Below are 20,477 nucleotides of genomic sequence, written 5' to 3'. Positions count from 1 at the left end.
GGCGCCCTCAACTCCGATCCGCAGCTTGTCGGCGGTGATGCCCGCCCACTGGCGTCCGGTGTGCCGGCTGATCACCCGCCGTGCCCGGCCGGTCCAGACGTGCAGGGCGTATTTCGGGCTCGCTGTGGGTGACGCCGGGATTCCATGCCGGCTCCTGGGTCGACTGTGCGGGCGGGGCGTCTGGTCGGCAGGTGACCGCGGCGCCGAAGGGGCGGCGCGTCAGTGGGGGCGATGCGGTTCGGCGTCGCGTTGGTCGGTGACATGCGTACTCCAGGTCCACGCTTCCCGCCGGGCGGTGTACGTCGGGGACCTCGCGGTTCCGAATGGCGAGCCCGACATATGCAGAAGTTAGGACTTACTGCGTGCGAAGAGAATCGCTTGCTGAGCTTTCGCATCCGGGTCGAGCAGCATCTGGGCCTCGACCACGAATCCGGCATCGTGCAGCCACGATGCCACCTGGTTCGGCTGCCGGCGGTGGACATGGACCTTCATCGGGTGACCGCCGTAGCCCTCTGTCTTCAACAGCGACTCGCCGCCGACGTGAAACAGGAGTTGCAACGGTCCGCCGGGACGCAGTGCTTGGTGGAAGCGCCCGAATACAGTCGGCACCTCGTCGTCTGGGATGTGGATCAAAGACTGCCAGGCGAGCAGGCCGGCCACCGAAGCGACGGGCAGGTTCAGTTCCGTCATCGAGCCCACCTCGAACCGCAGGTCGGGGTGGTCGCGTCGGGCCACGTCGATCATCGCCGGGGAGAGGTCGATACCGAAGGCGTCGACACCGAGCTCATGCAGGTGGGCGGTGACTTCACCGGGGCCGCAGCCGACGTCCGCGACCGGTCCGCCGCCAGCGGTCCGCACGCTGTCGGCGAACAATGCCAGAGCCGCGCGAAGGTACTGGTGTCCGGCGAGGGCGCCGCGCACTTGGTCGGCATAGCTGACCGCAACCGTGTCATAAGAGGTTCGGGTGTCGGCCAACCAATCATCCGTGGTCATGACCGGCACGATATTCCATGATCGCGGCGGACTCGGCGCTACCCGGGAACGGCGAAGGTGCCTCCACCCGGTCGGGTGGAGGCACCGGAACGGCGGTACGCGTCTGGCCGTGACCGCTCAACGATAGCAGTGATACCCCGGATAATGGTCTGTTATCCGGGGTAACTTGAGAGGCGACCTGCGGCGGACCCGCTCCGGGGTGCACACGAAGCGACCCCGTTATCCGGGGCTATAGTACTGAAGAGGGGAATCCGATGGCCGCGAGAGTGACCCGGCTGCGTACCGCCCCGCCGGCGCGCACCCTGCGCACCGCCGCCGAGGCGTTCCTCGACACGATCGGCTCGGCGAACACCCGCCGCGCCTACGGCATCGCCGTCGTCAAGACCGTCGACCAGCTCGACGCCCGCCACGACGGACTCACCGCCGCCAGCCGCGCCCTGGACTCGGTCACCGACACCGAAGTCGGCGCCGCACTGGAAACCCTCTGGGGCACCGCCGCGGTGAACACCTGGAACGCGCGCCGCGCCGCAGTCGCCAGATGGCTGTCCTGGTGCGCCGAGCAGGGCTGGACCGCGCCGAGCGTCCCGGCCTCGGCCGCGCGGTCCACTCCGCCGGACTCCGACACCCCCGTCCGCTCGCGTACCGCGATCGACCGGCTCATCGCCCGCCGCGAGATCCACCTGCGGGAGAAGACGCTGTGGCGGATGCTGTACGAAACCTGTGCCCGTGCCGAGGAACTGCTCCAGCTCAACGTCGAAGACCTCGACCTCGCAGGGCGGTGTGCGGCGGTGAAGTCCAAGGGCGCCAAACCCCGTACCCGCCGCCGCGGCGCCGCCCACCACGAACACGTCCTCGAGAACGTGTACTGGGACGCGGGCACCGCCCGCCTGCTGCCCCGGCTCATCCGCGACCGCACCCGCGGACCTGTTTTCGTGACCCACCGCCGGCCGGGGCCCGGCAAGTACCTCGCCGACCGCGACGTTTGTCCCAACACCGGCCTGGCCCGGCTGTCCTACGACCAGGCCCGCGACCTGCTCGACGCCGCCACCGCCGTCGATGGACCCCGGACCGGCTGGGACCTGCACGAACTGCGCCACTCCGGCCTGACCCACCTCGGGGAATCCGGGGCCAGCCTGCTGGAACTGATGGCCAAGTCCCGCCACCGCAAAGCCGAGAACCTGCGCCGATACTTCAAACCGTCCCCACAGGCGATGCGCGAGCTGACCTCGATCTTGGGCCCGGGAGCCGAACGCCGACGCTGACCAGCAGCTACGTCATATCCGTTGATTTTTCGGCGGTTACTACCGGAACCCCTACATATCGAACCGCGAGGCGACGGAGAGGCGCCGCACCTCTTCAGCGACAGCGGTAGTGACGTTCCAACGTTCGAAGCCATCGCCCCTGGCACCGAGGTGGGCGTGTTGACAGCGCTGCACATGGGCGTGGCATTGACCCAACATGTGACCTTGCACTGGCAGGACGACGAGGGCAAGGACCACACTTACAGCCATACGATGACGCTCTGAACCGAGTCCGGAACGGGTGCAGCGTACAACCCCTGCTCATCGCGTCCGCTACGGGGTTGCCTCGACGCCCGAACGAATGACGAAAGGGTGGCAGATGATCGTCTCATAAACGTGGCATTTAGACAGTCATCCAGCATGCAAACGGGACCGGGTCGACCCAGCTCCCGGCGTCTCAATTCATAGCCCCCAGCAAGCACCTGCCGAGGATCCTGCGCCTGCATCTCCTTCCGAGGATCAAGGGCCAACAAGTCTGCCTCCTGCTCCTTCCACATCAATCGAATCTGACCCTTCCGAACCTGCAAACACCGATTCCCCTGACATAACAGCGTCGACACCACCTTCGGCCCCTTCGACAGAAATGCTCACGCCTACTCCTGTCACGCCGAGTACCGATGTTGAAGAGACCTTCTCGGAAGAGAATGACAATAGGTCCCGCCCCGCGCCTCAGGCACGCCCTTTTCCACGCCAGCCTTACGAACCTCAGCAGGAGCCCACGGATCCAGATGCTCTACCTTCGATCGAAGGAACGGAGTTGCAAATTCAAGAGCGTGAGTGGTTACAGATGCGAGAGGGGGGGTATCCGCGCCAGGGACGCGAACCCGCAGCCTTACTTGAAGCCATGGTGTGCTGTTATGGCGAATGAAGTGTGGCGTTCCGAGCGGTACTACAGCTGTGTGCGAGGACTATTCTCGGTGACACTTCGGTCTAATGGAGTCGCGGTAGGCGGTGCTCACGGAGAGATAGAAATGTCACTGGACACCCAGTACAAGGGAACCGATAATACTTTCCAAATCCGACTGCGCACAGTGGAAAAATGGGGATCCGGAATTAATACTACAATTTCGCTCGCTACAGAGGCGACGTGCACAGGGGCATGTCAGCCCACTCTTACACGACCTGGAGGGCCCACTGATGTACTGACCCCCGGGCAGACTCTCCGCTACTCGGTGTCGATGAACGCCGGATCGATTCCTTCGGGTACGGTCCAGGCAGCACATAATGGTACGTTCTGGGCTCAGCCTTCCGCGCCCGGATATGCAAGTATTGATGCCCAAGCCTGGACAACGCCCCAAGTTCGTTGCGATGCGCAAGCGCTGAAGACATCTGCCGGATGTGTAATGCTGAAGGGCATCCCTACCCTCGATGTGACGACCACTCGCATCAATGCTCCCGAATTGGTGAGTCACGTGGCCAGAGCTCAAAACTCCGGACTTCCGGGGCACCCGTCGTCGGGACGCGCGCTCAATCGCATTCTTGAAAACGATCCACGCAAGGGGCCGAACCGGGCCACTGCTTGCCCGTCATGGCTGCCGCGCCCGGACTCCACTAAAACTTGCGATGAATACCCCATGGCTTCGACCGCTCAGGGCGCATCGACGGGACTTAATCCAAGCAACGGTCGTACCTTTGCGGGGTGTCTCATAACTGCATTCCCTGAAGAGTCCGGGTCCCCCGGGGGCGTCCATTTCGTAGGTTTCAGTTCGTGCATGATAAAAGCCAACCAGAATAGTGCCCAGGGAGGGATTATGGTGACTTTCTACCGCAAAAACCGCGTATTGGATGGTGACGCATTGTATGTGACTGCGGGATAGGTGGATTGAATGTTGTATTCAGGTACCGCGAATGTCGACCGAATGTTCTGTCTGAAGGATTCAGACGAGCGGGCATGGGAGGAACTGCCACCCCTTCCCGAGGAGGGTTTTGGACTTGCTGCGAGTGACGTCGGAATGGTGTATTTTTATACAGGCATGTACATGGGACCCCTCGAGTTAGTAGTTGAGGTCTTAAATGACCCCCCATCAACGGTAGATGAGGGTTGGGAAGACATCGAAGAAGTCTCGGTCCAAACTTACTCGGATACGGTCCAGGTTCTTACAGGGGCCGAGGACGTCATTCCTGGTTTCCCAGAGACGGTTCTGTCCCGGGGGGCGGGGTCTTACCGCGTCCGAGCGTATGCCACGGGACGCGATCGAATGTGGGACTTGGTCACTGAAGAACCGGTCGAACGTTACAAGGTGCAGATCTGGCCGGCTCCTTTCAGGATGCCTTCAATCATCCAGCACCAAAGTGTCCATGCTGTGATGGGCAGGTAGGAGTTGTCAAAGAGGAAGGCTCGACGAGGTCGAGCCTTCCTCCCCTCATTCGGACTCGAATGGTAAATCGCACTAGAGGTATGGAGCGAAGTTCCGGCTCAGACCCCAGGTGATCACGTCGTGGCACGTGCGCAGGAACGATGAGGATCCCGACAAGATCGTGGGAATCTCTGACTGACACGAACTTGGAAAATCGCGGGTCCAAGGACCGTCCTACTGACACGCCCGGGGAGAACCTACATTTTTGTAGGTTCCACGATTCGGTGTCGGTTTCCAGATTTCGTGGCGGTAGCGTGTCGGTTTCCGAGTTTCGTGTCGGTCGGCACCGTCCTGGACGGATACCGCGAAAGTGCCCCGGACCAGCGAGGTTGAGGTCAGGTACGGGCAGGACTCGGGTGTTCTTGTCGCGACGACCCTCGCTGCGGTAGATCGCCATCGGAGGAGCCGGGGACTGCCTATACGGAAATTCCGTAGCCATCCCCGTCGTCGGCACTATTCCGGGATGTTCTGGCCGGCCACCAACCGTGCTCATGTCCTCTACGAGAGCCGACTCGAGCCGGACCGATTGTGGCTGGCGGACTATGCACCGGAGGTGGTGCGGATCTCAGCCCAGCCGATGTGGTTGTGCGGGTTGGACGGGAAGACCATGCGCCGGCATGTGCCGGATCGGCTGCTCCTGTTTGCGTACCTTCGGGATCTCGAGGACACGAACGACCGCATGCGCGAGGGTACTGAAACCGCTCGGTACCGGTAGCGTTCCCGGAATGTATCGTGCGCCCCTGAAGAAAACCGGAATCGTTGGGCTACTGCTGGTTTTAACAGCATGCGGGGGAAGCGACGAGGAGCCGAAAGAGCCAGCATCCCGCGACAGCCTCCTGCTCACCACCGAGGACCTGCCCGCCGGAACGCAGACCGCCCGGTTCACCGAGCCGGAACAGTTGGTACTGAACCTGAAGCTGGATACGCCGAGTGACGTCGGGTTGCCGATCGACATCACGTACGAACCCGTCGGGTGCGGCGAGCAGTCGAGCTACGCCGACGAAGCCCGGCTGACGTTGAGCAACGTCGATACGACATCGATGATGGGCGCATACCTCGACAACGAAAGGTCCTATCTCGCGCTGGTCAGTGTCGCTTGCCAGGGTGATGGGACCACCTCGTTGCCATGAGCATGGGACCACCCGAGAGTGCTCATCGAGCATCGGCCTCGCTTTCTGAACTGTCAACCACGGTCCGTCCGGGACGGCTGCGTTGCCGGTAGGACGGACCCTCGATCACCAGGGTGTGCGCCGCGGAAGTGAGCCGATCGACGGCGGACTGCGCCAGCAGCGCATCGGTGGTCATCGACAACCACTCCGAGGGCTCACGATTGGAACTGACGATCGTAGATTTGCGTTTGTGCCGCTCGACGACAAGCTCGTAGAAGTCGTTCGTTTCGGTTGCATCGAGCGGCCGCAACGCGAAATCGTCGAGGATCAACACGTCGACGGCGGTGATCCGCCGCATCTCCGCGTCGAGGGAATTGTCGAGGCGGGCGGCGCGCAGGCGGGCGAAGAGTTTGTCGGCGCGGGCGCAGAGCACGCTGCGTCGTTGCCGGATCGCGATGTGACCCAATGCGGTGGCCAGATGCGTTTTACCCACGCCCACGGCGCCGAGGACCAGGACGCAGTGGCCGGCGTCGGCGAACCGCAACGACACCAGATCCGACAACAACGCCCGGTCGTAGTGCAGGTCCTCGAGTGCATCCCAGGTGTCGATGCGCATGTTCGGATCCAGCCCGGCCTTGGCCGAACGGAGGGCTGCCGACCGTGATTCGCGGCGTGATACCTCGTCGGCCAACAACAGTTCCAGGAAGGCGAGGTGGCTGAGTTGATGCTGGCGGGCCAACGCGAGTCGCTGCGGCAGAGTGTCTTTCAATGCGCCGAGTTTGAGGGCCTTGAGGATCGCGATCAGGTCGGCGCCGATCGGATCGACCGGGCCGGTGGTTGTGGTGGTCATCGGGGCTCCTTCGCGTCGGTGCCGTCGTCGGGGACGACCGTCAAATGGGGGGTCCTGTCGGTGGCAGAAGCGGTCCTCTCACCGGCAACGGTGGTCCCGCCGGTGGCGATGCAGGTCCTGGCGGTGGCGAACTCCGACGGGTCCCGGGCGAAACGAGCAGGGGCGGCGGCACCGGCCGCCGGCAGGACAGGTGGGGTGGTTTCGGTGCCACGTTCGAGCATCGAGGCGATCTTCGACACCGACACGACATCGAGGTCCAGCGCGAGGCTGCACGCCGTGTCGACCGGGTCGGGCCCGTAGCGACGCACCAACCCGAGCAGTCGGTAAACCGCTCGCATCCGGGTCCACGGCAGTCGGTCGTCGAGCAGACGCTGGGCGTAGATCCCGATGCACCGACCGTGCTCGGTGCAGGTGGCGATCAACCGATCCAGATCCCGCATCGCATATCCGACCTTCTCGGTGGGCAGATCCTCCGGATCGGTGCTGCGCCCACCGGGAGGCTGGCGGGGGTGCACCTTGACCAGGGTGCCGCGGGAGTAGAACTTCACCAGTTCGGAATCGGCGCGGGCATCGAGCACAGTCCCGATCCACTGCTGCGGAAGCGAATACAACGCCCGGGCGATCTCGGCATGGAAGTCGCGGTGCACCTTGATCCGTTTGAAGATCGGCACATCATAGGGTTGCGGAACCGCCAGCAGCATCGGCGCTTCGTCGGTGTCGAACGCCTCGGACGGGCGGGCCGCGGTGGTTCCGTGTATCCGGTGGCCCGCCACCTCACGACACCACTTCTCGGCATGGTCCTGCGCCTCGGTCAGGTCGGTGAATGTTTCACCGGCCCAGAAGTTTCCACGCACGTATTGCACGGCGCGTTCGACGCGGGGTTTGTCCTTCGGGGAGCGTACCCGAGCCGGGTCGGTGACGAATCCGACGTGCTGGGTGTAGTCCAGCCAGCCTTGGGACAGGCGCGGATTGACCGCGTCCGGGTCGGTGACGACGGCTTTCATGTTGTCGGGGATCAGGACCTTGAACACACCGCCGAAGAAGGTCCACGCCGCGTCGCAGCCGGCGATGATCGCCGTCAAGGTCTGGGAGTAGGTGAGCCAGACGAACATGTGCCGCGAGTACACGGCGGTGAAGATCAACGCGTGGACCTTGCGCCGGCGGCCGGTCTCGGGGTCGGTGAGCATCCCCAGGTAGCCGAAGTCGATCTGGCATTCGCTGCCGGGTTCGCCGTCGAGGATCCGCACGGTGGTGTCGGTGCGGCCGAATCCGCATCGCTGCGTGGCGAATCGGTGCAGGGTGCGATACGGCACCACACATCCCTGCCGCGCCAGCAGGGTTTCGATCTTGGTGATCGTCAGGGGCGGATGATCCTTGCCGCCGGTCACCCATTCGCGGATCTGGTTCTCGAAAGGCAGCAGTGTTTCCCAGGCTGCGCCGTGGCCGTGCGGGCGTGCCGGGCGCACCGCGTCGATCACCGCACCGATCAGTGTGTCGTCGAGTGCCTCGATGCTGTCGGTGCGAGCCAGGCCGGCGGCTCGAGCGGCCTCGATGTAGCGGCGGACCGTTTTGCGGTCGACGCCGCAGTGCGCTGCGATGGTGCGCAGTCCTGCGGGTCTGTCGCCGGGGCCGGTGAGCCAGATCCGGAGTACTTCTTTGACTTCGTTCACGTTGACCTCCCGAAACGCCATGCTCGCCTGCCTTCGTGTTCGGAGAACTCCGACACGAGGTATCAAACGAGCTGTTCGTCGGGACCTCGGCGCGACGCGCCGGGTGGTCCCATGACTGGCAATCCGGGTGGTCCCATCTACCTGGCAAGAATCAGGTCAAAGTGGTCCCATTCTCATGGCAGGCGACAGTCAGTGATGTTCCACTCGATATCGCGCAGGTCGCCGATGCTCACACGGGATCGTGTTCGACGTACAGGATGAACTCGCGAACCATCACCACTTCGCCACTGGACCTGCCCCCAGCGATCGCAACCGAGGACGCTGTCATCCTCTACGAGGTCTCCGATCCAGACAATCCGGAGTGGTCAAACGACGAGGTCTTCTACGGCTACGCATCTGTCGACGGGTACACGGTTGCTGTCTTGGGCATGAACGGCAAGGAGTTCGAACAGGAGTTCACCGAGTTCTTCACGAAAGCCGTCCTGAAGGTAAGAGACCGCTAGCGGGGACTGTCCGGTGAAGGTCGGTCTATCGATCGTCGGGGTTGGGGAGGTCGGGATAGTTACGTAGAGCGTGCGCTCGATCCTCGGTTCCGGCCGGGTAGAACCTGGATATCAGTTGGTCGAAATGCAGTCCGGCGTCCGAGAGGACGTGCACGAGTTGGTCGCCGAGGATGGTGTGGTCCCCGGTGCCACGGAGGCCAATGAAGATCTCCCACAGTCGAGTTCCCGGCGGAGGTGGTTCCTGTCGATGCTCAACGTGAAACGCTGCGGTGCGCTCGGAGGCCAGCGCGGGATCGAGGATCTGCCAGCGGCCGAGGACTGTGAGGGTGTCGGCAAGGACTTGGCGCAGTTCGGCGACGTACTTGTCAGCCCCTGCCTCGTCCGCATAGATCTGCAAGACATTCTCGACAAGATCCCCGTCCTGAAACGGCGCCGGCGGGTCCGGCTCGACATCCCAGACGCTGCCGAAGGAGACCGGGCGGCCACCGACTGCGGGATAATCGGTGACAGTGGATTCGACAAGGCACAGCATCGGGTGCGCGTAGAGCGCGGCTAAGCGTGCTTGAACCGCGAAGATGTCGAGCACTACGCCGGCGGTGCGCCGGTCCATTTCGGCGAGGGTGTCATATCCGGCGATCGCGAGGACGGTGCCCGAGCTAGCGGGATCGCTGCCGTAGTAGAACCTGGCGACGTCGGATAGCACATCATTGAGGGCGTCGAGGTTGCGGCCATAGCAGGAGGGAAAGGACATCGTCTCCGCGAATGCGGTGTGCATGTCCTCGACGGACGTCCACGGATCGGCGTCGATGCGGTGTACGAGGTACCCGAGATCCGCCAGGCGGGTGCAAGCGCTGTCGAGTTGGAATGCGTGGTCATACCGGTACACGTTGCCGTTTGCAAAAGACTCCAGTCGAAGCGTTGTCGCTGCTCGTTGAACAGATCGCGGTCGGTCGGATCGAGCACACCTCGGTGAGCCATACCTCGAGCCTAGGTGGGTGCGCACCCTGACCAGGTCCGATCAAGACCACTTAACGATCCGCTAACGGGATTGCGACTGGGCTGAGGATTCCGACAAGTTCGTGAGAATCAGGCACTGACACGATGTTGAGAACACGCAGGTCGGATGCACAGAGAAGTGACACCGAGCAGTGGAACCTACACTTTTGCAGGTTCCACCGGGACGTGTCATTTTTCAGATTTCGTGTTGGTAAGACGCCCTATCGCCGCATTCCTCAGTCAAGCAACGCTGCAGGTCCACGCGCTGCACGACTGACAAGCTGGGCGAGAACCACCAGGGGAAGAGTCGGATCTCGACTGCTGTGGCGGGTGTCGATCCGGGTCCGCGTGTCTCATCGTTCCGACGCGGCCGGCTGGCCTGCGCGCTGCCGTCATACCGGCTGGTCGTGCGGATAGCATCGGCCGTGTGACTACTGCGTGGAACGGCTCATGAGGGGACGCCGAACGCTTTCCGTCGAAGTCGAAGCCGTCGCGATCGAGGATGGCGAGATACCGCCTCCTCGAGTCGGATCGGTCATCGCGTTCCCACTCCGGTTCGTCGAACTGCCAGCTGTCGGTGACGGGGTGGTCACTGTGCGTGCGCTCCTCGAAGCAAGCACGCGGCCGCCAATCTGGCAATACACGGGCGAAGGCACTCCGCGCCAGTGGGAGTGGTCAGGGCTGCTGCGCGGGGATGGCTGGACCGCGTCGTGGCGGGGCTTTCGGCCGTTGACCGGCCGGGTCGAGCTCACGGGACGCTTCTACGGAGTCATGGGTTACGACACCGGAGGACGTGTCCGCGGTCGTGTCACCAGGGTCCGGATCGTCAGCGCGCGATTCCGTCGTGGGCCTGGAACGGTGGGGTCGTGGCACATGGTTTCTGGGTACCGGCAGTTGCGGGATGTCGATGCCGCACCACGATTCTTCGACCGCGATGGGTTGTTCGAACACGACGGTGACGAGGCCGACTCCGAGGTCGGAGCGTTGATCGACCTCGATCTCGACGACGTCCCGGATCTTCCTGCACGTCCGAGCATTGTTGCCGGTGACATTTCTGCCGCCGGTGGGGTGCTGTGGGTGGTCGACAGCTCCCTGCCGCTGATAGTGAGCGTCGACGCCGACCATACTGTCCACGAGTACGTGCTACCCGGGGCCGTGGGGATCTCGCGCCGGATCTGGGCGACCCCGGGCGGCTGTTGGGTCGCTGGCGGTGACGGGCTGTTTCGGGTCGAGGCGGGCGAAACCCCACGTCAGGTCGATAACATCCCAGTGCTCGCCGGCGCCGCACTCGGTGACACTCTCCTGTCCTGCCGAGCCGAAGGCAGGTGGACACTGCACGGTCCGGGCGGACATCCGATCGAGGTGAACGCTCCGAAGGGGTACGTGGCGTCCGTAGCAGTCGATGCCGACGGCTTTGTCGTCGCCGTTCGCGGCGGGGACTCGGCCTTCCGGCTCGTGCGCGTCCCTCTGGAAGGCGCGCTGACTGTCGGACCGGTTCTTCCGCACACCCGTCGCCAGCAGCATCGTATGTTCCTCGGCGGCACACCACTGCGCCTGTTCCTCGGCGAACACGCGGCACCGGTTCTCGCGGACCTCACGCTGGGAGACCCACGTCCCCTGCCGAAAGGGCTCATGTCGGCCGGGCAGGCCGGGCCGTTCGTGTGGTTCACCGACCATCCACCGGACGGGACCGGGCGCTCCGGCTGGTGGCCTCTTCCCGGGCCGGTCACCTACGACCGCGCTCGCCAGTTCTGGCTGTTCACGCTGCTCGACGGGCAGAGCCTTGAACCGGTCACCAGCACGCCGATCTTCGCGACGCGCCCACCCGTGACCGTCGACGACCACGGAACGGTGTGGGTGGTCGCCGACGGAATCAGGCCCATCCCCGACACCACGATGCAGTGGCCGAACGAACTCGATATCGCGGCACTGCTCGACGCAGCGCGCAACCACACAACCGACTCCGCCGAATGATCGTGCCGCGCTGACTCGACACAGAAAGGTGCAGGCGACCGACCTGTTCGGTGGTGACGCCCACTCGCGGCGCTTCTCAGTTCCAGATCAAGTTCGGCTGCACCACTTTCAACCCTCAGAACCGTGCCACCTACCGCTGAAAGTCACATCGTCCGATTCGGCGGCGGACGTTTCATATACGTTCGTTTTCGGAACAAGATCAATTTTGCGGACCGATCCTCAAACAGCACACCCCGAAACGGTCCGGCACTCGATCGCGTCCTGCGGAAGACGGCCATCCAACCGTCCTGCTTAACCGTCCTGCATGTCGGTCTCGAATAGCTGACTCAAACAGCACTTTCGTCGCCTCATGGACGGAATCCTGATCGGCTATTCCCGATGCAGCACCGCGGGCCAAGATCTGCAACCGCACCACAGAGTCCTCAAAGGCCGGAGTCCGCGACGACCGGCTCTATACGGACAAGGGCTACGCGGGGGACAATCGACATCGGCCCGGTCTGCGCGAAGCGCTCGCCGTCTGCCGCAGTCGTCAGCGCGGCAGACGCCGCCACACCGCCCGCGGCAGCAGCCGCATCCCGAAGAACACCGGCCGCAGCACCGCCGGCACCCACACCTCCCCGCGCCCGCGGTGCAGCGCCCGCACCGTCGCGTCGGCGACCTGCGGTGGGGTGCTCGACAACGGCGCCGGGCTCATGCCCTCCGTCATCCGCCCGATCACGAAACCGGGGCGCACCAGCAGCAGCGACACCCCGCTGCCGTGCAGGGCATCCGCCAGACCGGACGCGAAACCGTCGAGGCCGGCCTTCGCCGAGCCGTAGACGTAGTTGGCGCGGCGCACCCGCCACCCGGCGACGGAGGAGAACACCACCAGCCGCCCCGAGCCCTGCGCGCGCAGCCGCTGCGCCAGGTCGGTGAGCAACGCGACCTGCGCGAGGTAGTCGGTGTGCACGATCGACACCGCGTGCGCCGCATCGGTTTCCGCGCGGGCCTGGTCGCCGAGGATGCCGAAGGCCAGCACCGCCACATCGATCGGCCCGAAGGCGGCGATCCGGTCGAGCACCGCGGTGTGGGTGTCGAGGGCGTCGGCGTCGAACTCGACTGGGTGCACCGCCGTCGCACCTGCCGCCCGCACGGCGGCGCACTCGTCGGCCAGGTCGTCGGCGCGACGCGCGGCCAGGATCACGGTGCGGCCCGGCGCGAGTCGGGTGGCGACCTCGACGCCGATCTCGCTGCGTCCCCCGAAGATGACGACGGTTCCCTGCGCGGTGTGGTTCATGCGGCCAGTGTCCCGGGTCGATCTCCGGGATGCAGTGGCGGGGTTCTACTGTCTGCGGGATGGACAGTGACCGCACCCCGAGCATCGACGTCTCCCTCGCCGACAAGCTGCTCGCCCTGCTCGACGAGCGGTGAACCCGGCCGGGTGTCAGCCCGGTAGCACCGTCAATCCGTGCGGGCGCAGATTCATCGACTCGCAGCCGTCCTCGGTGACGACGACGATGTCCTCGATCCGCGCACCCCACTCGCCGCGGAAGTAGATACCCGGTTCGATGCTGAACGCCATGCCGGGCTGCAGGGTGTCGTCGTTGCCGGAGACGATGTACGGCTCCTCGTGCACCGACAGGCCGATGCCGTGCCCGGTGCGGTGCACGAACGCCTCCCCGTAACCGGCGGCGGCGAGCAGGTTGCGGGCGGCGGCGTCGACGTCCTCGGCACGCACCCCGGGACGCACCGCATCCACCGCGGTTTGCTGTGCCTTCTCGAGCACCGCGATCTTCGTCGCGACCTCCGGGTCCGGTTCGCCGATGCTGTAGGTGCGGGTCGAATCCGAGTAGTAGCCCGGTTCGACGGGACCACCGATGTCGATGACGACGATGTCGCCGGATTCGATGACCCGGTCGGACACCTCGTGGTGCGGGTCGGCGCCGTGCGGTCCGGAACCGACGATGACGAACGCCGCCGCGGTGTGGCCTTCATCGAGGATCGCGGCGGTGATGTCCGCGGCCACCTCGGCTTCGGTGCGCCCGGCGCGCAACCATTCACCCATGCGGGCGTGCACCCGGTCGATGGCGGCACCGGCACGGCGCAACGCCTCGACCTCGTCGGCGTCCTTGACCATCCGCAGCTGCCGGATCACCGACGTCGCCAGGGACGGGGCGCTGCCGAACCGGGCGGTCAGCGGCACCAGGTGCAGCGCCGGCATCGCCTCGGCCACCGCGAACGCCCCCGCCGTCGCGACGAGGTCGCGCACGAGCGCGTAGGGATCCTGGCCGTCCACCCAGTCCCGCACCGGCAGACCGAGCTCACCGATCGCGGAGTCGTTCAGCGACGCCAACTCCAGCCGCGGCACCACCACGGTGGCCCCGGAGCCGTCGGTGGGGATCACCAGGCAGGTCAGGCGCTCGAACGACTCGGCGCGCGAACCGGTGAGATACCGCAGGTCCGGTCCGGGTGTGATGAGCAGCGCATCGAAGCCGGCGGCGGCACCGAGTTCGGCGGCGCGGGCCAGGCGGGCCGCGTAACGGTCTGCGGGGAATCGGGTGGCGGCAGTGGTCATGTCTTCGAGCCTAGTGGCCGCGACCGGATGGCAGGATGTGGTCCGTGACCGCACCGGAGAACCCCACGCCCGCACCGGACCCCACGTTGATGCTGCTCGACGGCGCGAGCCTGTGGTTCCGCGCCTTCCACGCCATCCCGGAGAAGGTCACCGCCCCCGACGGCAGCCCGGTCAACGCGGTACGCGGATTCGTGGACATGGTGGCCTCGCTGATCCGCACCCACCGCCCCACCCGGCTGGTGGTGTGCCTGGATCTGGACTGGCGCCCGGCCTTCCGGGTCGCGGCGATCCCCAGTTACAAGGCGCACCGGGTCGCCGCCGGGTCCGACGGCACCGTCGAGGAGGTCCCGCCCGCGCTGCTGCCGCAGGTGCCGGTGATCCTCGAGGTGCTCGCCGCCGCCGGCATCGCCACCGGCGGCGCGGCCGGTTTCGAGGCCGACGACGTGCTCGGCACCCTCGCCGCCCGCGAGACCACGGACCGGGTGATCGTGGTCAGCGGCGACCGCGACCTGCTGCAGGTCGTCACCGACAGCCCGGTGCCGGTGCGGGTGCTCTACGCCGGGCGCGGCCTGGCCAAGGCCGAGTTGTTCGATCCGGCGCTGGTCGCCGAACGCTACGGGGTGCCCGCCGAGCGGGCCGGCGCCGCCTACGCCGAACTCGCGGCGCTGCGCGGCGACCCGTCGGACGGACTCCCGGGCGTCAAGGGTGTGGGGGAGAAGACCGCGGCGTCGTTGCTGCAGCAGTACGGCTCCCTCGACGCGGTGCGCGCGGCCGCGCTCGACGAGTCGACGTCGATGGCGAAGGGCATGCGGGTCAAACTCGCCGCCGCGGCGGACTATCTGGATGCGGCGCTGCCGGTGGTGCGGGTCGCCACCGACGCCGACGTGGACCTGTCCCGCTCGGACGTGTTGCCGGCGGCACCGGCCGATCCGGAGCAGCTCACCGCGCTGGCGCAGCGGTGGGGTCTGGAACGGCCGGTGTCCTCGCTGGTCGCGGCCCTGGCCGACCGCTGACCGGTCCCGGTCAGTTGGGGCGGCCGACCTCGTAGGTGCCGTTGTCGTCGGTGACGGTGACGGTCACCTCCCGGAACTGGCCGTCGACGGTGACCGCGCAGGTGAAGCTGTGCCCGGCCTCGACCTTCTGGTCGCTCGGGCACTGCACGTCGCCGACCTGCCCGGCCCCGTAGGACTCGGTGAGCACCTTCGCAATGCCGGCCTGGGTGGATTCGGTGTCGAGGACCTTCCCGCCGAACATCGTCGCGGCGATGATCCCGACGAGGGCGAGCACCGCGACGAGCCCGACGCCGCCGAGGATCCACGGCAGCTTCGACTTTCCCGTCTGCGGGCCGTTCTGCTGCGGTGTACCGGGCTGCTGCCAGGTGTTCGCGGGCGCACCCCAGGGCTGCGCCCCGGCGGGCTGCTGCCCACCCCACCCCGGGACGGGCTGCGTCGGCTGCTGACCGGGCGCGCCCCACGGCTGGGCTCCCGGCTGCTGGGCCCAGCCCGGTGCCTGCCCTGGTGCCTGTTGACCGGGTGCCTGCTGTCCCCAGCCGGGCGCGGGTGGCTGCGGGGCCGGACCCCACCCCTGGTGCGGCGCACCGGTCGGCGCACCCCACTGATTCTGGTGCCCGGCACCGGGCTGCCCGGGAGTCTGCTGCCCGGCGGGCGGCGCCCACCCGGGCTGCGGGGCGTTCCCACCCGCACCGGTGTCGGGTTGCCACGGCGACTGCCCGGTGGGTGACTGCCCCCAGCCGGTGCCGCTGCCCTGCCCCCACTGCTGTTGGCCGGCGGGCGGCGCCCACGGTGATCCGGGCTGCTCACCGCCCCCGGAGGTCGGGTTCGGTGCCCATGGATCCGTCGATTCCGGCGGCCTCTGCCCCGGCGAGTCCTGCGGTTCGTTCGGCCCGGTCATCGTCGTCTCCACTCACCCTTCCCGTTGTGTGCCCATACGGTAGCGTCCACCCGTCGCGCGGGCATCCACGCCTACCGGGCGTCCCGGACACCCCGCAGGGGCCGGGTCATTCGGCGGTGGGATCGACGGCGACGACCCCGCGGCGCACCGCCCCGACCGCCTTGCCGGCGGTGCGGGCGAGCTCCGGATCGTCCGCGCAGGTGCGGATCTGGTCGAGCAGATCGATCAGCTGCCGGCACCACCGCACGAAATCCCCGGGTGAGAGTTCCTTGCCGGCCGCCTCCGCGGCGACGAGCGCCTCGGTCAGCGACGCGGTGGACGCCCAGGTGTAGGCGGCGGTGACGAAACCGAGATCCGGTTCGCGGGTCGGGGGCAGCCGGTGCCGGATCTCGTCGGCCCGCAAGCCGTCGCAGATCCGGGTGGTCTCGGCCAGCGCGTGCCGGATCGGGCCGGTCGGTCCGACGACGGTCACCGGTTCGTCGGTGCGCGATTCGTAGATCACCGCCGAGGCGACCGCGGCGAGTTCGGCGGCGGACAGTCCCGCCCACGCGCGGCGACGCACGCATTCGGCGACCAGCAGATCCGATTCGGTGTAGATGCGGGCGAGCCGCTCCCCCGCCTCGGTGGTCGCCGGGTCGTCGCCCTGGGTGAGATAGCCGCGTTCGGTGAGCAGTGCGACGATCCGCTCGAAGGTGCGCGCCAGCGAATCCGTCGCCGCGGAGGCCTTGCGGCGCTGCTGCTGGGTCTCGCGCAGCAACCGGTGGTAGCGCTCCCCGGCCCGCGCCAGCGAATCCAGATCGGGATGCTTGCGGGCCGGATGATGCTTGAGCTCGCGGCGCAACGCGTCGATCTCGCGGGTGTCACCCTTGGACCTGCTGCGCTTGGGACGGCGCGGCGGCACGAGGCCCTTCGACCGCAACGCCGACGCGATGTCGCGGCGCCCGCGGCCGGTGCGGTGATCGACGTGCCGCGGCAGCCGCAGCGTGCCCAGCACCGTCGCCGGGGTCGGAAAGTCCCCGGCGGAGAGGCGACCGGACCAGGCGTCGGCGGTGACGACCTGCGGCCGCGGATCACCGGCATCGGTGTCCGGCAGCACCACCACGGCCAGGCCGGTGTGTTTGCCGGCGGGCACGGCGATGATGTCGCCGCGCCGCAGGGTCACCAGCGACGCCACCGCCGCGGCCCGGCGATCCTGCTTGCCGCGCCGCTCGTGGGCGCGTTCGGCGTCGGTCAGCTCCGCGCGCAACCGCAGATAGTCGAGGATCTCGCTGCCCTCACCGCCGAGCTGGTCGCGCAGCTGCGCGAGGGTGGTCTCGTTGCGGTCGATGCCGCGTTTGAGACCGACCACCGACTTGTCGGCCTGGAACTGGGCGAAGGACATCTCCAGCAGCGCCCGCGACCGCTCGACCCCGACGGCGTCGATGAGGTTGACCGCCATGTTGTAGGACGGGCGGAAGGAGCTGCGCAGCGGGAAGGTGCGGGTGGAGGCGAGCCCGGCGACCGAGGCCGGTTCGATGCCCGGCTGCCACAGCACGACCGCGTGGCCCTCGACGTCGATGCCGCGCCGCCCGGCCCGGCCGGTCAGCTGCGTGTACTCGCCGGGGGTCAGCTCGGCGTGGGTGTCGCCGTTGAACTTGACGAGCTTTTCGAGCACCACGGTGCGGGCCGGCATGTTGATGCCCAGCGCGAGGGTCTCGGTGGCGAACACCGCCTGCACCAGCCCGCGGACGAAGAGTTCTTCGACGGTGTGCCGGAAGGCCGGCAGCATGCCCGCGTGGTGGGCGGCGATGCCGCGTTCGAGGGCGGTGCGCCACGATGCGTAGCCGAGGACCTCGAGGTCGCCGCGCGGCAGATCCCGGGTGTGTTCGTCGACGATCCGGCGGATCTCGGCGGCTTCAGTGTCGTCGGTCAGGTGCAGACCCGAGCGCAGGCACTGCTGCACGGCGGCGTCGCAGCCGGCGCGGCTGAACACGAAGGTGATGGCCGGCAGCAGACCGTCGCGGTCGAGGCGGACGATGACCTCCGGGCGCGGCGGCGGCCGGAAACGGGGTCCGCGTTCACCCCAGCGGTCCATCCCGGACAGGCTCTGCCGTTGCCGCACCGCCGACGCCAGTTCCGGGTTGACGACGATGTCGCGGCCCCGGCGGGTCGGGGCGGTGTCGGTGTCGGCGCGGCGGTCGAACAGGTCGTAGATGCGGGAGCCGAGCATCATGTGCTGGTGCAGCGGGATGGGCCGCACCTCGTCGACGACGACGGTGGTGTCGCCGCGCACCGTGGTCATCCAGTCACCGAACTCCTCGGCGTTCGACACCGTCGCCGACAGCGACGCCAGCCGCACGTCCTCGGGCAGGTGCAGGATGACCTCTTCCCACACCGCGCCGCGGAAGCGGTCGGCGAGGAAGTGCACCTCGTCCATCACCACGTGGGTGAGGCCGATCAGGGCGGTGGACGACGCGTAGATCATGTTGCGCAGCACCTCGGTGGTCATCACCACCACCGGCGCATCGGAGTTGATGGACTGGTCGCCGGTGAGCAGACCCACCGCGTCGCGGCCGTGCCGGGCACACAGGTCGGCGTATTTCTGGTTGCTCAGCGCCTTGATCGGGGTGGTGTAGAAGCACTTGGAACCGCCCTGCAGCGCCAGATACACCGCGAACTCACCGACGACGGTCTTGCCGGCGCCGGTGGGGGCGCACACCAGCACCGAATGCCCGTTCTCGAGGGCGCGGCACGCCTCGATCTGGAACGGATCGAGCGGGAACCCGAGGCCGGTGCCGAACTCCGCGAGCTGCGGGGTGGGGACGAGCGGCGCGGTGCCGGTCCCGTCGTCACCGGCAGGGCCGGGAGTGGGGTCGCCGGTCACAGGGTGTCGGAGTAGTCGGTGCGGGCCGGATCGGTGGGCGCTGCCGGCTCCACCGGGCTCGGGGCGGGGATCGTCGAACCCTCGTCGTCGTCGAGATCGGCCCAGCCCTCGGCGCGGGCCTTGCGGGCGCGGCGCCGGTCGGTCAGCCGGGCGATCTGGATGGCGAACTCCACGAGCAGCGTCAGCGCCAACGCCAGGGCGAGCATGGAGAACGGATCCTGGCCGGGGGTGGCGATGGCGGCGAAGACGAACACCGCCATGATCAGCCCGCGCCGCCACGCCTTGAGCTTGGCGTAGGGCAGCACCCCGACGCCGTTGAGCGCGACGATCACCAGCGGGATCTCGAAGGACACCCCGAAGATCACCAGCAGGTTGATGAGGAAGCCGAAGTATTCGGCGCCCGACAGGGCGGTGACCTGCACGTCGTTGCCGACAGTGAGCAGGAACGACAACGCGTGGGAGATCACCAGATAGGCCAGCACCGCGCCGGTGACGAACAGCGCCGCCCCGCAGGTGACGAAGCCGATCGCGTAGCGGCGTTCCTTGCGGTACAGGCCGGGGGTGACGAACGCCCACAGCTGGTACAGCCAGATCGGGCACGCCATGACGATGCCCGCAGTGGCGGCGACCTTCAGGCGCAACATGAACTGCTCGAACGGACCGGTGGCGAGCAGACGGCACGCCCCGTCGCTGCTCAGGTCGGCGCGGGCCGAGGCGGGCAGGTCGCAGTAGGGGCCGCGCAGGATCTCCCCGAGACTCTCGAGGCCGAACAGGCTGCGGCTGTACCAGACGAAACCGAGGATGGTGGTGAGCACGATCGCAGCGAGAGCGATCAGCAGACGCGTGCGCAATTCGTAGAGGTGCTCGACCAGCGACATGGTGCCGTCGGGATTGGTCTTGCGCCGGCTTCGGCGCGGATCGAACGGGATGCGCACGGTGCGGTTCTCAGCTCCTGTCGAGACCACCGGCGTGCGGGCGTGCCGGGGTCAGCGGAACGCCGGGACACCCGCGGTGGGCGCCCCGGCAGGATGAACGTCGGTCAGGCAGACCGCGGTTCGGTGTGCGTGTTCGGCGCGGCGGGATCGGTCGTCGGCTGCGCGGCCGGCAACGGATTCGGCGCCGGCTGCTGCGGCGTGGACGCCCGGGCGTCGTCGTTCTGCATCTCCTTGACCTCGCTCTTGAAGATCCGGAGCGAACGACCGAGACCGCGCGCGGCGTCGGGCAGCTTCTTCGAACCGAAGAGAATCACGACCACCAGCGCCACGATGGCCCAGTGCCAGGGGCTCATTGCACCCATTTACAACAACCTCCACTGATCGGCTCCGATCGATGCTACCGGACCTCGAGCACACACCGAGGCCTCGCGCCGGTGTATCCACCCACAATTTGCAGAGGG

The 20,477-nt window shown here is 66.9% G+C and carries 16 protein-coding genes; 6 read left to right on the top strand and 10 right to left on the bottom strand.

Annotated elements, in window-relative coordinates; genetic code table 11:
• Positions 1–348: 348 nt before the first annotated feature.
• A complete protein-coding gene (locus LPH33_RS13250; protein WP_229564910.1) occupies positions 349–993 on the bottom strand; it encodes a class I SAM-dependent methyltransferase in 645 nt (214 codons plus the stop codon).
• Positions 994–1,247: 254 nt separating this feature from the next.
• On the opposite strand from LPH33_RS13250, the gene LPH33_RS13245 reads away from it, so the two are divergent.
• The 3 genes from LPH33_RS13245 to LPH33_RS13240 all read left to right on the top strand — a co-directional run bounded on the left by LPH33_RS13245 (position 1,248) and on the right by LPH33_RS13240 (position 5,781).
• Complete coding sequence (locus tag LPH33_RS13245) at positions 1,248–2,255, top strand: tyrosine-type recombinase/integrase (protein WP_229564909.1); 1,008 nt, start codon at positions 1,248–1,250, stop codon at positions 2,253–2,255.
• Between the two features lie 656 nt (positions 2,256–2,911).
• Positions 2,912–4,111, top strand: coding sequence for a NucA/NucB deoxyribonuclease domain-containing protein (locus LPH33_RS26970; protein WP_420714437.1), 1,200 nt, complete (start codon positions 2,912–2,914; stop codon positions 4,109–4,111).
• Between the two features lie 1,265 nt (positions 4,112–5,376).
• Complete coding sequence (locus LPH33_RS13240) at positions 5,377–5,781, top strand: hypothetical protein (protein ID WP_229564908.1); 405 nt, start codon at positions 5,377–5,379, stop codon at positions 5,779–5,781.
• A gap of 22 nt (positions 5,782–5,803) precedes the next feature.
• Here LPH33_RS13240 and istB read toward each other — a convergent pair whose 3' ends face one another.
• Positions 5,804–6,610, bottom strand: coding sequence for an IS21-like element helper ATPase IstB (istB, locus tag LPH33_RS13235; RefSeq protein WP_229564907.1), 807 nt, complete (start codon positions 6,608–6,610; stop codon positions 5,804–5,806).
• The gene (istA, locus tag LPH33_RS13230) at positions 6,607–8,301 is read right to left on the bottom strand and encodes an IS21 family transposase (RefSeq protein ID WP_229564906.1); all 1,695 of its coding nucleotides are present in this window, start codon (positions 8,299–8,301) and stop codon (positions 6,607–6,609) included. The genes istB and istA overlap by 4 nt, the downstream gene beginning before the upstream one ends.
• Before the next feature lie 14 nt (positions 8,302–8,315).
• On the opposite strand from istA, the gene LPH33_RS13225 reads away from it, so the two are divergent.
• Positions 8,316–8,783 (top strand): hypothetical protein, encoded by a 468-nt coding sequence (locus LPH33_RS13225; protein WP_229564905.1) that lies wholly within the window; start codon positions 8,316–8,318, stop codon positions 8,781–8,783.
• A gap of 25 nt (positions 8,784–8,808) precedes the next feature.
• Here the strand turns inward: LPH33_RS13225 and LPH33_RS13220 are convergent, their stop codons facing one another.
• Positions 8,809–9,669 (bottom strand): barstar family protein, encoded by an 861-nt coding sequence (locus LPH33_RS13220; RefSeq protein WP_229564904.1) that lies wholly within the window; start codon positions 9,667–9,669, stop codon positions 8,809–8,811.
• A gap of 983 nt (positions 9,670–10,652) precedes the next feature.
• Here LPH33_RS13220 and LPH33_RS13215 point away from each other — a divergent pair.
• Positions 10,653–11,753, top strand: a complete 1,101-nt coding sequence (locus tag LPH33_RS13215; RefSeq protein ID WP_229564903.1) for a hypothetical protein — start codon at positions 10,653–10,655, stop codon at positions 11,751–11,753.
• 529 nt (positions 11,754–12,282) lie between these two features.
• On the opposite strand, the gene LPH33_RS13210 is transcribed toward LPH33_RS13215, so the two are convergent.
• Together LPH33_RS13210 and LPH33_RS13205 are read right to left on the bottom strand one after the other, a co-directional pair.
• Complete coding sequence (locus tag LPH33_RS13210) at positions 12,283–13,029, bottom strand: SDR family NAD(P)-dependent oxidoreductase (protein WP_229564902.1); 747 nt, start codon at positions 13,027–13,029, stop codon at positions 12,283–12,285.
• A gap of 147 nt (positions 13,030–13,176) precedes the next feature.
• Positions 13,177–14,307 (bottom strand): M24 family metallopeptidase, encoded by a 1,131-nt coding sequence (locus LPH33_RS13205; RefSeq protein ID WP_160875326.1) that lies wholly within the window; start codon positions 14,305–14,307, stop codon positions 13,177–13,179.
• A 35-nt stretch (positions 14,308–14,342) separates the two neighbouring features.
• Here LPH33_RS13205 and LPH33_RS13200 point away from each other — a divergent pair, with 35 nt between their 5' ends.
• Positions 14,343–15,320 (top strand): 5'-3' exonuclease, encoded by a 978-nt coding sequence (locus LPH33_RS13200; protein ID WP_229564901.1) that lies wholly within the window; start codon positions 14,343–14,345, stop codon positions 15,318–15,320.
• Positions 15,321–15,330: 10 nt separating this feature from the next.
• On the opposite strand, the gene LPH33_RS13195 is transcribed toward LPH33_RS13200, so the two are convergent.
• The 4 genes from LPH33_RS13195 to tatA all read right to left on the bottom strand — a co-directional run bounded on the left by LPH33_RS13195 (position 15,331) and on the right by tatA (position 20,378).
• The gene (locus LPH33_RS13195; protein WP_229564900.1) at positions 15,331–16,218 is read right to left on the bottom strand and encodes a DUF4333 domain-containing protein; all 888 of its coding nucleotides are present in this window, start codon (positions 16,216–16,218) and stop codon (positions 15,331–15,333) included.
• 106 nt (positions 16,219–16,324) lie between these two features.
• Entirely contained in the window at positions 16,325–19,081 is a 2,757-nt protein-coding gene (locus LPH33_RS13190) for a DEAD/DEAH box helicase (RefSeq protein ID WP_229564899.1), read from the bottom strand.
• Positions 19,078–20,016, bottom strand: a complete 939-nt coding sequence (tatC, locus tag LPH33_RS13185) for a twin-arginine translocase subunit TatC (RefSeq protein ID WP_016695540.1) — start codon at positions 20,014–20,016, stop codon at positions 19,078–19,080. The genes LPH33_RS13190 and tatC overlap by 4 nt, the downstream gene beginning before the upstream one ends.
• Positions 20,017–20,120: 104 nt before the next feature.
• Positions 20,121–20,378: a Sec-independent protein translocase subunit TatA gene (gene tatA, locus LPH33_RS13180; RefSeq protein ID WP_016695541.1), complete on the bottom strand. Its 258-nt coding sequence runs from the start codon at positions 20,376–20,378 to the stop codon at positions 20,121–20,123.
• Positions 20,379–20,477 lie beyond the last annotated feature (99 nt).

The sequence above is a fragment of the Rhodococcus sp. RDE2 genome (genome assembly GCF_020885655.1).
Taxonomy (GTDB): Bacteria; Actinomycetota; Actinomycetes; order Mycobacteriales; family Mycobacteriaceae; genus Rhodococcus; species Rhodococcus pyridinivorans.
Note: the sequence above shows the minus strand (reverse complement) of the source record. Positions and strands in the feature narration are given on the sequence as shown.

What these genes read in the sequence shown, in the direction of transcription:
- LPH33_RS26970 (WP_420714437.1), top strand. Translation starts at nt 2,912, where the DNA reads ATGTTGAAGAGACCTTCTCGGAAGAGAATGACAATAGGTCCCGCCCCG.
- LPH33_RS13245 (WP_229564909.1), top strand. Translation starts at nt 1,248, where the DNA reads ATGGCCGCGAGAGTGACCCGGCTGCGTACCGCCCCGCCGGCGCGCACC.
- LPH33_RS13210 (WP_229564902.1), bottom strand. Translation starts at nt 13,029, where the DNA reads ATGAACCACACCGCGCAGGGAACCGTCGTCATCTTCGGGGGACGCAGC.
- istA (WP_229564906.1), bottom strand. Translation starts at nt 8,301, where the DNA reads ATGGCGTTTCGGGAGGTCAACGTGAACGAAGTCAAAGAAGTACTCCGG.
- istB (WP_229564907.1), bottom strand. Translation starts at nt 6,610, where the DNA reads ATGACCACCACAACCACCGGCCCGGTCGATCCGATCGGCGCCGACCTG.
- LPH33_RS13195 (WP_229564900.1), bottom strand. Translation starts at nt 16,218, where the DNA reads ATGACCGGGCCGAACGAACCGCAGGACTCGCCGGGGCAGAGGCCGCCG.
- LPH33_RS13250 (WP_229564910.1), bottom strand. Translation starts at nt 993, where the DNA reads ATGACCACGGATGATTGGTTGGCCGACACCCGAACCTCTTATGACACG.
- LPH33_RS13240 (WP_229564908.1), top strand. Translation starts at nt 5,377, where the DNA reads ATGTATCGTGCGCCCCTGAAGAAAACCGGAATCGTTGGGCTACTGCTG.
- LPH33_RS13215 (WP_229564903.1), top strand. Translation starts at nt 10,653, where the DNA reads ATGGTTTCTGGGTACCGGCAGTTGCGGGATGTCGATGCCGCACCACGA.
- LPH33_RS13205 (WP_160875326.1), bottom strand. Translation starts at nt 14,307, where the DNA reads ATGACCACTGCCGCCACCCGATTCCCCGCAGACCGTTACGCGGCCCGC.
- tatA (WP_016695541.1), bottom strand. Translation starts at nt 20,378, where the DNA reads ATGGGTGCAATGAGCCCCTGGCACTGGGCCATCGTGGCGCTGGTGGTC.
- LPH33_RS13200 (WP_229564901.1), top strand. Translation starts at nt 14,343, where the DNA reads ATGTGGTCCGTGACCGCACCGGAGAACCCCACGCCCGCACCGGACCCC.